Source organism: Aminobacter sp. LjRoot7, assembly GCF_964252895.1.
GTDB lineage: Bacteria > Pseudomonadota > Alphaproteobacteria > Rhizobiales > Rhizobiaceae > Aminobacter > Aminobacter aminovorans_B.
On record NZ_CAXUPX020000002.1, the window covers coordinates 309,776 to 321,909 of the forward strand.

Consider the following 12,134-nt stretch of genomic DNA (forward strand, 5'->3'; position numbering starts at 1 on the left):
GAAAGTGCTGCTTACTCGGCCGCGATCTTGGCCGAGTTGGAGCCGACATAGTTGCGGATCGTCGAGATGATCCGGTCCTGGTCGGCTTCGCTGAGGTAGGGATGCATCGGCAGGCACAGGATGGTGCCCGGCACGGCATCGGAAACTGGCAGGCCGCCCGGCGTGCGCGGGTAGTGGCTGTAGGCCACCTGCACATGCAGCGGCTTCACATAGTAGATGACAGACGGAATTCCCTGCTCCTGCAGGTGCTTCTTCAGGCCGTCGCGGTCCGCGGTCTCGATGGCGTACTGCGCCCATGCCGAGCGGCCGCCCGAGGGCGCGCGCGAGGCCTTGACCACATCGCCGAGGCCGTCGGCATAACGCTTGGCGACGCGCGCACGCGCCTCCATCTCGTCTTCCAGGATCGCCAGCTTCTCGATCAGGATCGCTGCCTGCAGCGTGTCGAGTCGCGAGTTCAGGCCGACATGGATGTTGTCGTACTGGGTCTCGCCCTTGCCGTGGAAGGCGAAGGAACGCAGCTTGGCGGCGAACTCGTCGTCATTGGTGAACATCGCACCGCCGTCACCGTAGCAGCCGAGCGGCTTGGCCGGGTAGAAGCTGGTGGCGGCGACATGGCCGTAGGCACCGCACATCTTGCCGTCCTGCGAGCCGCCGATCGACTGGGCGGCGTCTTCAATGACCAGCAGGTTCTCGCGCTTGGCGATGGCGTCGATGGCCGCGTAGTCGGCGGCGATGCCGAACAGGTCGACCGGGATGATCGCCTTCGGCTTCAGGCGGCCTTCGGCCTTTATCATGGCGATCGCGGCTTCGAGGCTCTCGATGGAGATGTTGTAGGTGTCCGGCTCGATGTCGACGAACACCGGCTCGGCCTTGGCAAGCGCCACAACTTCAGCGGTGGCAGCAAAGGTGAAGCTCGGCACGAACACCGCATCGCCAGGGCCAATGCCCGAGGCCAGCAGCGGCAGCAGCAGCGCGTCGGTGCCGTTGGCGCAGGCCACGACATGCTTGACGCCGACATATTTGGCGAGCTGGTTTTCGAATTCGGTGACTTCCGGACCGAGGATGTAGCGTCCTTCATCGACAACCTTGTCGATAGCCGCCTTGAGACGGTCGCGGATTCGTTCGCGCTGCGCGCCGAGATCGATGAACTGCATTATTGCCCCAAAACCCAATCGTTTCTTCGCGCCGCTGATAGCAGAGTTGGGGAGTCCGAAAAAGCCGAGCACCCTGCGGCATGCAAGGCGCGCCTGCAGTTCCTGTTACTTTCGGTTGCAGCGTTTTCGCACCGAAAATGGCGGAAAACAGGGGTTTTGCCGGCTGGCGCGTCTAAGCCGGCTTGGCGATGCGAAACATAAAGTGATCGGTAAAATCGCCGGAAAACGCGCGATTCAGGCCAGTTCGCGCCGCCATGGTGGGTTTGCGCCCGCTCGCGACACCGTCACTGCCGCAGCGCGTGCGCCGAGCGAAAGTGCCGCTTCTATGGCTGATTCCGAAAGTGTGGCGACGGCGGCCTTGGTCAGCACCTTCTGTTCGTGGAGGGCTGCGAGCACCCCGGCATTGAAGGTGTCACCGGCGCCGACGGTGTCGACCACTGTTACCTTTTCGGGTGTCACGGAGACAGTGTGCTGGGCGCTGTAGGCGGTGGCACCTTTGCTGCCCTTGGTGATGATCACCAGCTTCGGGCCCTTGCCCAGCCAGTCAGCAGCGATCTCGTCATGGCTGCCCGTCTCGCCGAACCAGGCCAGGTCCTCGTCCGAAAGCTTGACGATGTCGGCCATGGCAAGCATGCGGCGCATGCGTCCGAGGTGAGCCTGCTTGTCCTGGATGAAGCCCGGCCGGATGTTGGGATCGAACATCATCACGCGGCGCTCGTGCTCGCGCTTCATCAGCCCCTCGTAGGCTGAACCGCATGGCTCGGGAATGAGGCTGATCGCGCCGAACAACATGGCATCGATGTCGTCGCCAAGCGCAGGCAGGTCGGCCTCGGTCAGCATGCGGCCGGCGGTGTTTTCATCATAGAAGGTGTAGGTGGCGTGGCCGTTGTCGAGCCGGACGAAGGCGAGCGTCGTCGGCCGTCCCGACAGATTGGCGTAGCGCGAGCCGACATTGCTCGCCGCGAGCACGTCGCGGACCTGTTGGCCGAACAGGTCGGACGACAGGCCGGAGAAGAATTCGGTCGGCACGCCGAGGCGACCGAGCGCGATCGCCGAATTGAAGATCGCGCCGCCGGCATAAGGCGCAAAAGCAGGTTCGCCATCAGGACTTTGCCGTGGCAGCATGTCGATGAGCGCTTCGCCGCAGCACAGGATCATGGCTTGCCGGTTCCCTTTGGATAGATGACGCCCTTGCGGACGATGATATTGGCGTAGAGCCTTGGCTCGCTGGTGGCAATGATGGTGTGGGCCGCCTTGACGCGGCTGTAGAAGGCATCGCCAGCGAGTGGCACGACGGCGAAGCCTGGTGCGCGATGGGCGCAGACCTGGTCGATTTCATCATGCACGGGGTCGGACAGGGCGGGGTCGCCCTTGACCGAGGAGCGGAAGATCGCTTGCGGCACGAAATCGTCGACCGGCAGCACCTGCAGCACGGCGTCGAGCACCGGGATCAGGTCGAGCCCGTCGGCGCGGATGACGCGGCGGCCATGCTCGAGCGCGGGATAGTTGCCGTCGACGATGGCGATCTCGTCGCCATGGCCCATCGCCCGCAACGTGAACAAGAGGTCCGGCCCGAGCAGGGGAGGGATGTTGATGAGCACGATCAGACCCCTCGCGATGGTGCGGTCGAGCCGATGAGGAAGCGCTCGGACAGCGGCAGGCTGGCGCCGCCCATGGCGCGCGCGTGGATGCCGACCGTGCCCTCGCGCACGGACGGGATACGCAGGCCCTCGACGTCGATCTTGCCGATCGCCGATTGCACCGATTGCACCAGGCGGGCGCGAATCGACGGTGGCATCCAGCCGTCGATGACGGCGCTTTCGAAATCGATGACGGATGCCGACGCCACGATGGCGTAGGCAAGCGCCTCCGAGGCGGTCGATATCCAGTTGTCGAGGTCAGGTCCGAGATCGTGCCATTCCTCGGGCGAGGTCCAGAGGTATGAGGCTTCGATGCCCCTGGCGTTCAGCGCCTTTTCGAGCACGGCAATGGAGGCGACATCGATGAGCTGGGTAGGCCTGCCGCCCGGGCCCGGCACCGGCATCGAGCCGAGCGCGCCGGCATTGCCCGTCGGTCCGCTGTAGAGCCTGCCGTTGAGCACCACGCCGCCGCCGGCAAAGGCGCCGATGTAGAAATAGATGAAGTCGCGAAGCGAGCCGATGTCGCCGAACACCAGTTCGGCGCCGCAGGCCGAGGTGGCATCGTTTTGCAGATAGACGGGAAAAGAAAACAGCGCCTGGAGGTCGCTGCGGATGTCGCGGTTGCGCCATGCGTCCATGATTTCGCGCGGGGCGCCCGCCGTATCGACCCAGTTCCAGAGCTCGAACGGCATGGCGACGCCCAGGCCGGCAATGCGTTTGTCCTGCTCGCGCGTCAGGCCGGCACGCATTTGGGCTATGCCCGACTTCACGAATTCGATGGTGTCGTGGGGTGTCGGGTAGCCATAGGAGTTCTGCAGCATCGCCCGCGTCCTGCCGAGAAAATCGATGAGCACCAGCTCGGCGCTACGACGACCGACCTTGAGGCCGATGAAGAAGGCGCCTTCCGGGTTGAGGGCCATCGGAATGGAGGGCTGGCCGATCTTGCCGCGGATCGGTTCCTGGCGCAGCAAAAGCCCCTCGACCTCCAGTTCGCGCATGATGACGGAGACGGTTTGCGCCGACAGGCCGGTCATGCGGGCGATGTCGGATTTGGCCAGCGCGCCGCTCTGCCTGACCAGCGACAGCACCAGCCGCTCGTTCTGGTCGCGCATGCCGCTCTGATTGGTGCCACGCAGCTGCGGCGCTTCCGCAGCATCGGGCGAACCGTGCTTCAAACTCCCGGCCTCCACCGGCTTCCTCCCGTCATTTCCGCGGTTTTCTCTGAAAATCCGCAATTTTTCTTTTGGGACAGAATGCGGGTGGACTGCAATCCTGTCAATAATAAATAAGAGTGATTTAATTATTGACAGCGGACCCCGATTGGTGTTTCGTCAGGGCCGGATACTCGACTGGGAAGAGTGCACGAGCATCCGGGGCGAGGCCCGCTGATGGGCTCGCATGGTTTTGGTTCTGGGAGGAATGCCCTATGAAATTTTCAGTTCTGAAGACGACTGTCTTTGGTGCGGCCGTCGCCGCGCTCGCTGCCGTTGCAGCACCTGCATCTGCTGCCGATGTCGGCGCGTGCCTGATCACGAAGACCGACACCAACCCCTTCTTCGTCAAGATGAAGGAGGGTGCCACCGCCAAGGCGACTGAGCTCGGCGTGACACTGAAGAGCTATGCCGGTAAGATCGACGGCGACAGCGAAAGCCAGGTCGCGGCGATCGAAACCTGCATCGCCGACGGCGCCAAGGGCATCCTGATCACCGCGTCCGACACCAAGGGCATCGTGCCCGCGATCAAGAAGGCGCGCGACGCCGGCATCCTGGTCATCGCGCTCGACACCCCGCTTGAGCCGGCAGATGCTGCCGATGCCACCTTCGCCACCGACAACCTGCTTGCCGGCAAGCTGATCGGCCAGTGGGCTGCCGCCACGCTCGGCGACAAGGCCAAGGACGCCAAGGTTGCCTTCCTTGACCTGACCCCGTCGCAGCCGACTGTCGACGTTCTGCGCGACCAGGGCTTCATGATGGGCTTCGGCATCGACGTGAAGGACGCCAACAAGATCGGCGATGAAGACGATGCCCGCATCGTCGGCCACGACGTCACCAACGGCAATGAAGAGGGCGGCCGCAAGGCGATGGAGAACCTGCTCCAGAAGGATCCGGGCATCACCGTCGTCCACACCATCAACGAACCTGCCGCCGCCGGTGCCTATGAGGCACTCAAGGCAGTCGGGATGGAAAAGAACGTGCTGATCGTCTCCGTCGACGGTGGCTGCCCGGGCGTCAAGAACGTCCAGGATGGTGTCATCGGCGCGACCTCGCAGCAGTACCCGTTGATGATGGCGGCTCTCGGCATCGAGGCGATCAAGAAGTTCGCCGACTCTGGCGAGAAGCCCAAGCCGACGGAAGGCAAGGACTTCTTCGACACCGGCGTATCGCTGGTGACCGACAAGCCGGCTACCGGCGTGGAATCGATCGACGTCAAGACCGGCCTGGAAAAGTGCTGGGGTTGATCTGACCGCCTGACGGCGTGACACTTCCTTGCAGACGAAGGGCGGCCCCTTGGTCGCCCTTCCTACAAGGGGGATGTGAAATCCCTCATGGGAGGAAATCGACATGACTGACGCTTCGGCAGATGCCAGGCGGCCGCAGGAGTTCGAGAAGGTTCTCTCGGGCAGCGACACCTCAGTGGCCAGCTTCGATACGCATACAAGGTCGCCAATCGAGAAGATCCAGCATTTCCTGCATTCCAACCCGGCCGCAGTCCCGCTGATCGTGCTTGTCGCCTCGGTTGCACTTTTCGGCCTGATCATCGGCGGCAAGTTCTTCTCGGCCTTCTCGATGACGCTGATCCTGCAGCAGGTGGCGATCACCGGCATCATCGGCGCTGCCCAGACACTCGTCATCCTGACCGCCGGCATCGACCTGTCCGTTGGTGCCATCATGGTGCTGTCGTCGGTGGTGATGGGGCAGTTCACCTTCCGCTACGGCCTGCCGCCGTCGCTGGCGATCCTGTGCGGGTTCGCCGTTGGCGCGTTTTGCGGCTGGATCAATGGTGTACTCGTTTCCTACATGAAGCTGCCGCCGTTCATCGTCACGCTCGGCACTTGGCAGATCGTGCTGGCAACGAACTTCCTCTATTCGGCCAACGAGACGATCCGATCCCAGGACATCGAGGCGCAGGCACCGATCCTCAAATTCTTCGGCGAGAACTTCCGTCTTGGCAGTGCCGTCTTCACCTATGGCGTCGTCGCCATGGTGCTGCTGGTGGCTGTCCTCTGGTACATCTTGAACCACACCGCCTGGGGCCGGCATGTCTACGCCATCGGCGATGATCCCGAGGCGGCTCAGCTTTCCGGCGTGCGCGTCAACAGGGTCCTTATCTCCGTCTATGTCATCTCCGGGCTGATTTGTGCTCTCGGTGGCTGGATGCTCATTGGCCGTATCGGCTCGGTGTCACCTACGGCAGGCCAGTTCGCCAACATCGAATCCATTACCGCAGTGGTGATCGGCGGCATCTCGCTGTTCGGTGGGCGCGGTTCGATCCTCGGTATGCTGTTCGGCGCGCTGATCGTCGGCGTGTTCCAGCTCGGCCTACGCCTCATCGGCACCGACCCGCAGTGGACCTATCTGCTGATCGGCACCCTCATCATCATCGCGGTCGCAATCGACCAGTGGATCAGAAAGGTTGCAGGCTGATGGCTACCGAACCTCTTCTCACCGCACGCGGCCTGGTCAAGCGCTACGGTCGCGTCACCGCCCTCGATCAGGCCGACTTTGACCTCTATCCCGGCGAAATCCTTGCCGTCATCGGCGACAACGGCGCCGGCAAGTCGTCGCTCATCAAGGCGATCTCGGGAGCCATCACCCCTGACGAAGGCGAGATCCGCCTCGAAGGCAAGGTGGTGAACTTCAAGGCGCCGATGGAGGCCCGCGACGCCGGCATCGAAACGGTCTACCAGAACCTCGCTCTGTCGCCGGCGCTGTCGATCGCCGACAACATGTTCCTCGGCCGCGAAATCCGGAAGCCCGGCATCATGGGCAACTGGTTCCGCATGCTTGACCGGGGCGCGATGGAAAAGCGGGCGCGCGAAAAGCTGACCGAACTTGGCCTGATGACCATCCAGAACATCAGCCAGGCTGTCGAAACTCTTTCCGGCGGCCAGCGCCAGGGTGTGGCGGTGGCACGGGCCGCGGCCTTCGGCTCCAAGGTCGTGATCATGGACGAGCCGACGGCTGCCCTTGGCGTCAAGGAATCGCGCCGCGTGCTCGAACTGATCCTCGACGTGAAGCGGCGCGGTCTGCCGATCGTGCTGATCTCGCACAACATGCCGCATGTCTTCGAGGTTGCCGACAGGATCCATATTCACCGCTTGGGCCGCAGGCTGACGGTCATCGACCCGAAGGAATACTCGATGTCCGATGCGGTGGCGTTCATGACCGGCGCCAAGGCGCCGCCGGAGGCGGCAATCGCTGCCTGACCGGTGGCCCCTCCACAACCTTAGGTCTCCGCGTCGCGAGATATTGACGCGGAGATTTAAATCGATTGAGATCGCATTCGGAATGGCTAACATGAGTGCGGGAGGACAGGTGTCGGCGAGGGAGGCAAAAGAACGGTGGCCGAACAACATGCGAGAGGCGAGATGACCCGCGCAGTGACCCCGAAAATCCCCCAGCCGCCGCTTGGCGACACCAGCCCCGAGGCATTGGCTGCCGAAATCCTGAGCGCGCTGAAGTATCGGCTCGGCAAGGACGCGACCGTTGCTACCGACTACGACTGGCTGACCGCGTCGATCAAGGTCGTGCGCGACCGCATCGTCGACGAGTGGATTTCCTCGACCAAAGAAGCCTACGACCAGAGCGCCAAGCGGGTTTATTATCTCTCGCTGGAGTTCCTGATCGGTCGCCTGATGCGCGACGCCTTCTCCAATCTCGGCCTGATGGATGCGATGCGCCAGGCGCTGGCCTCGCTCGGTGTCGAGTTCGACGTCATCGCCAAGCTCGAGCCCGACGCCGCACTCGGCAATGGCGGTCTCGGCCGGCTCGCCGCCTGCTTCATGGAGAGCATGGCAACCGTCGACATCCCGGCTCATGGCTACGGCATTCGTTATGCCAACGGCATGTTCCGCCAGGAAATCCATGATGGCTGGCAGGTCGAACTGCCCGAGACATGGCTTGAGCACGGCAATCCCTGGGAATTCGAGCGCCGCGAACGCGCCTTCGAGGTCGGCTTCGGAGGTTCGGTCGAGTCGGTCACGACACCGGATGGCCGGCTCGAGCGCCATGTCTGGAAGCCCACCGATCGCGTCCTGGCCGTTGCCTACGACACCCCGGTGGTTGGCTGGCGCGGTGCGCGCGTCAACACGCTGCGCCTGTGGTCGGGCATGCCGCTCGACCCGATCCTGCTCGACAAGTTCAATGCCGGCGACCACATCGGCGCCCTTGCCGAGAGCAACAAGGCCGACGCACTGTCACGCGTGCTCTATCCCGCGGACTCGCACAAGGCCGGCCAGGAACTGCGGCTGCGGCAGGAGTACTTCTTCTCGACCGCCTCGCTGCAGGACATCTTGCAGCGCCACATCAGCAAGTATGGCGACCTGCTGTCCTTGCCGGACAAGGCGGCAATCCATCTCAACGATACCCATCCCGCTGTCGCCGTGCCTGAGCTGATGCGCCTGTTGATGGACGTCCATGGCATGGATTTCGACACGTCCTGGGACATCACCAAGCGCACCTTTGCCTACACCAACCACACGCTGCTGCCGGAGGCGCTCGAAAGCTGGCCGGTGCCGCTGTTCGAGCGGCTTTTGCCGCGCCACATGCAGATCGTCTACGCGATCAATGCCGAGGTTCTGCTTGAAGCGCGGGCGACGGGCCGCTTCAACGGCGAGCAGATCAGCCGCATTTCGCTGATCCAGGAAAACGGCGAGCGCCGTGTCCGCATGGGCAATCTCGCCTTTGCCGGTTCGCATAGCGTCAACGGTGTCTCGGCGCTGCACACCGAGCTGATGAAGGAAACGGTGTTTGCCGACCTGCACAGCCTCTATCCCGATCGCATCAACAACAAGACCAACGGCATCACGCCGCGACGCTGGCTGATCCAGTGCAATCCTGGTTTGACCGGCCTGGCGCGAGAAGCCATCGGCGACCGCTTCCTCGATGACATCGAGGCGATCCGCGAGCTCGATGGCTTTGCCGGGGACGCCGCGTTCCGCGACAAGTTCGCGGCCGTCAAGCGCGCCAACAAGGTGCGGTTGTCGAACCTCGTGGCCGAGCGGCTGGGCATCAAGGTCGATCCGTCTGCGCTGTTCGACATCCAGATCAAGCGCATCCACGAATACAAGCGCCAGCTTCTGAACATCATCGAGGCGGTTGCGCTCTACGACCAGATCCGCTCGCACCCGGAACGCGAATGGATGCCGCGGGTGAAGTTCTTCGGCGGCAAGGCGGCACCGAGCTACCACAACGCCAAGCTGATCATCAAACTGGCCAACGACGTCGCCAGGGTGATCAACAGCGATCCCTCGGTGCGCGGATTGCTCAAGGTCGTCTTCGTGCCGAACTACAATGTCAGCGCGGCCGAGATCCTGATGCCGGCGGCCGATTTGTCGGAACAGATCTCGACGGCGGGCATGGAAGCGTCGGGCACAGGCAACATGAAGTTCGCGCTCAACGGCGCGCTGACCATCGGCACGCTCGACGGCGCCAATGTCGAGATCAAGGAGCATGTCGGCGACGACAACATCTTCATCTTCGGCCTGACCACCGAGGAGGTCGCCGAGCGCCGCAACAGTGGCTACCAGCCGCAAGCCGTGATCGACAGTTCGCCCGAGCTCAAGCAGGCGGTGGCTGCGATTTCGTCAGGCGTGTTCTCGCCCGACGATCCGGCGCGTTACCGCGAGCTGATGGACGGGATCTACCAGCACGACTGGTTCATGGTCGCTGCCGACTTCGATTCTTATGCCGCTGCCCAGCGCCAGGTCGACACTGTCTGGCGCGACAGCCCGGACTGGTACGCGCGCGCCATTCGCAACGTTGCGCGTGTCGGCTGGTTCTCTTCCGACCGCACCATCCGCCAATATGCCAAAGAAATCTGGAACGTGCCGGCCTGATGTGATTGCATGAACTGACCTCGCCGAAGAAACCCTGGGAGGGGACACCAAAACATGCTGAAGCCCGGCGCGGCCGCCGAAACGAAACCGGAGCTCGACAGAGCCACGGAAGGCGATATCGAGGCGATCGTGAACGGCACCCATGGCGACCCGTTCGCGGTGCTCGGGCTCCAGCAGTCTGGCAAGGGGCTTATCGCCCGTTGCTTCGTGCCGCATGCCGAAACCGTCACCGCCCACACGCTGGAGGGCAAGGCGTGCGGCGAGCTTGCCCGCCGCAACGATGCGGGCTTCTTCGAAGGCAAGCTGTCGATCCGCAAGCGCCAGCCACTGCGTTATCTCGCGAAAAATGCCGGCGGCGAATGGTGGGTGACCGATGCCTACAGCTTCGGCCCGGTGCTCGGTCCGATGGACGACTACTTCATTGGGGAAGGCTCGCATCTCCGGCTGTTCGACAAGCTGGGCGCACATCTGATTTCGCATGAAGGCGCCAACGGCGTGCATTTCGCGGTCTGGGCGCCGAACGCGCATCGGGTTTCGGTGGTCGGCGACTTCAACGACTGGGACGGCCGCCGCCATCCCATGCGTCTGCGCCAGGACACCGGCATCTGGGAGATCTTCGTCCCCGACATCGGTCCGGGCCGCCCCTACAAGTTCGAACTGATCGGAGCTCGCGGTGTCAGGTTGCCGCTCAAGGCCGACCCCTACGCGATCCGTTCGGAGCTGCGACCGGCGACTGCGTCGGTGACCGACATACCGCCCGCGCATGAATGGGGCGACGACAAGCACCGCGCTCATTGGCGTGCGGCCGACCATCGGCGCGAGCCGATCAGCATCTATGAGGTGCACGCCGGCTCGTGGCAGCGCCGCGATGACGGCACATTCCTGTCGTGGGACGAGATGGCTGACCGGCTGATCCCATATGCCGTCGAGACAGGCTTCACCCATATCGAGTTCATGCCGATCTCCGAGCATCCCTATGACCCGTCCTGGGGCTACCAGACGACGGGGCTTTATGCGCCGTCCGCCCGGTTCGGTGAACCCGAGGGCTTTGCCCGCTTCGTCGACGGCGCCCATCGCGCCGGCATCGGCGTCATCCTCGACTGGGTGCCGGCGCATTTCCCGGTCGATGAGCATGGGTTGGCGCATTTCGATGGCACGGCGCTCTACGAGCATGCCGACCCGCGTCAGGGTTTCCATCCCGACTGGAACACGGCGATCTACAATTTCGGCCGGCGCGAGGTGGTGTCGTTCCTGGTCAACAACGCCCTGTTCTGGGCGGAGAAATACCATGTCGACGGACTGCGCGTGGATGCGGTGGCGTCGATGCTCTATCTCGACTACTCGCGCAAAGAAGGCGAGTGGATCCCCAACGAGTTCGGTGGCCGCGAGAACCTGGAATCGGTGCGTTTCCTGCAGAAGATGAATGCTGCCGTCTACGGCGCCCATCCGGGCGTAATGACGATTGCCGAGGAATCGACATCCTGGCCCAAGGTGTCGCAGCCGGTGCATGAAGGCGGGCTCGGCTTCGGCTTCAAATGGAACATGGGCTTCATGCATGACACGCTGGAGTACCTCGCCAAGGAGCCGGTGCACCGCAAGCATCACCACAACGAAATCACCTTCGGGCTGCTCTACGCCTTCAGCGAGAATTTCGTCCTGCCGTTGTCCCATGACGAGGTCGTGCATGGCAAAGGCACGCTGCTCAACAAGATGGCGGGCGACGACTGGCAGAAGTTCGCGACGCTGCGCGCCTACTACGCCTTCATGTGGGGTTATCCCGGCAAGAAACTGTTGTTCATGGGCCAGGAGTTTGCCCAGCGCGCGGAGTGGAGCGAGGCAAGGGCGCTCGACTGGAACCTGCTCGACTTCGCCCCGCATCGCGGCGTCTGGCAGCTGGTGCGCGATCTCAACTATCTCTACCGCTCGCGCCCGGCGCTGCACGCCCGCGACTGCGAGCCCGAAGGCTTCGAGTGGCTGATCGTCGACGACGCGGCGAATTCGGTCTTCGCCTGGCTGCGCAAGGCGCCTGATGGCGCGCCGATCGCCGTCATCACCAGCTTCACCCCGGTTCTGCGCGACGGATATCGCGTGCCGCTGCCAAAGGCGGGCAAGTGGCAGGAAATCTTCAACTCCGATGCGCTGGACTATGGCGGGTCGGGCAAAGGCAACAGCGGCATGGTCACCGCGCAACCGACGGATGGAGGAGGGGCAGCGGCCACGCTGCTTCTGCCGCCGCTGGCGACGATCATGCTTGAGTTTGTGGCGGACTGAGCAGGGAGGATG

Annotated in this window: 9 protein-coding genes; 5 read left to right on the forward strand and 4 right to left on the reverse strand. The window is 63.3% G+C overall.

Translation table 11 applies throughout. The annotated features are described in order from the left end of the window. Positions 1-11: 11 nt before the first annotated feature. The 4 genes from ACSQ3E_RS07180 to ACSQ3E_RS07195 all read right to left on the reverse strand — a co-directional run bounded on the left by ACSQ3E_RS07180 (position 12) and on the right by ACSQ3E_RS07195 (position 3,906). Positions 12-1,154, reverse strand: coding sequence for a DegT/DnrJ/EryC1/StrS family aminotransferase (locus ACSQ3E_RS07180; protein WP_436122162.1), 1,143 nt, complete (start codon positions 1,152-1,154; stop codon positions 12-14). A gap of 234 nt (positions 1,155-1,388) precedes the next feature. Next, on the reverse strand, positions 1,389-2,312 hold the full coding sequence (locus tag ACSQ3E_RS07185) for a carbohydrate kinase family protein (RefSeq protein ID WP_310323214.1): 924 nt from the start codon (positions 2,310-2,312) through the stop codon (positions 1,389-1,391). Continuing rightward, positions 2,309-2,755, reverse strand: coding sequence for an RbsD/FucU family protein (locus ACSQ3E_RS07190; protein ID WP_436122163.1), 447 nt, complete (start codon positions 2,753-2,755; stop codon positions 2,309-2,311). Before ACSQ3E_RS07190 ends, ACSQ3E_RS07185 begins: the two co-directional genes overlap by 4 nt. A 2-nt stretch (positions 2,756-2,757) precedes the next feature. Further along, positions 2,758-3,906 (reverse strand): ROK family protein, encoded by a 1,149-nt coding sequence (locus ACSQ3E_RS07195; RefSeq protein WP_436122487.1) that lies wholly within the window; start codon positions 3,904-3,906, stop codon positions 2,758-2,760. A gap of 314 nt (positions 3,907-4,220) precedes the next feature. Here ACSQ3E_RS07195 and ACSQ3E_RS07200 point away from each other — a divergent pair, with 314 nt between their 5' ends. From ACSQ3E_RS07200 to glgB, 5 genes are all read left to right on the forward strand, one after another. After that, positions 4,221-5,252, forward strand: a complete 1,032-nt coding sequence (locus ACSQ3E_RS07200; protein ID WP_183194936.1) for a sugar ABC transporter substrate-binding protein — start codon at positions 4,221-4,223, stop codon at positions 5,250-5,252. Positions 5,253-5,355: 103 nt separating this feature from the next. After that, positions 5,356-6,438, forward strand: a complete 1,083-nt coding sequence (locus ACSQ3E_RS07205) for an ABC transporter permease (protein WP_310323217.1) — start codon at positions 5,356-5,358, stop codon at positions 6,436-6,438. Next, positions 6,438-7,220 carry an ATP-binding cassette domain-containing protein gene (locus ACSQ3E_RS07210; RefSeq protein WP_192317963.1) on the forward strand — a complete coding sequence of 261 codons (783 nt, stop codon included), beginning with the start codon at positions 6,438-6,440 and terminating at the stop codon, positions 7,218-7,220. The genes ACSQ3E_RS07205 and ACSQ3E_RS07210 overlap by 1 nt, the downstream gene beginning before the upstream one ends. Positions 7,221-7,382: 162 nt before the next feature. Beyond that, positions 7,383-9,851, forward strand: a complete 2,469-nt coding sequence (locus tag ACSQ3E_RS07215; RefSeq protein WP_436122164.1) for a glycogen/starch/alpha-glucan phosphorylase — start codon at positions 7,383-7,385, stop codon at positions 9,849-9,851. A gap of 54 nt (positions 9,852-9,905) precedes the next feature. Beyond that, positions 9,906-12,122: a 1,4-alpha-glucan branching protein GlgB gene (gene glgB / locus ACSQ3E_RS07220; RefSeq protein WP_436122165.1), complete on the forward strand. Its 2,217-nt coding sequence runs from the start codon at positions 9,906-9,908 to the stop codon at positions 12,120-12,122. Positions 12,123-12,134: the final 12 nt, after the last annotated feature.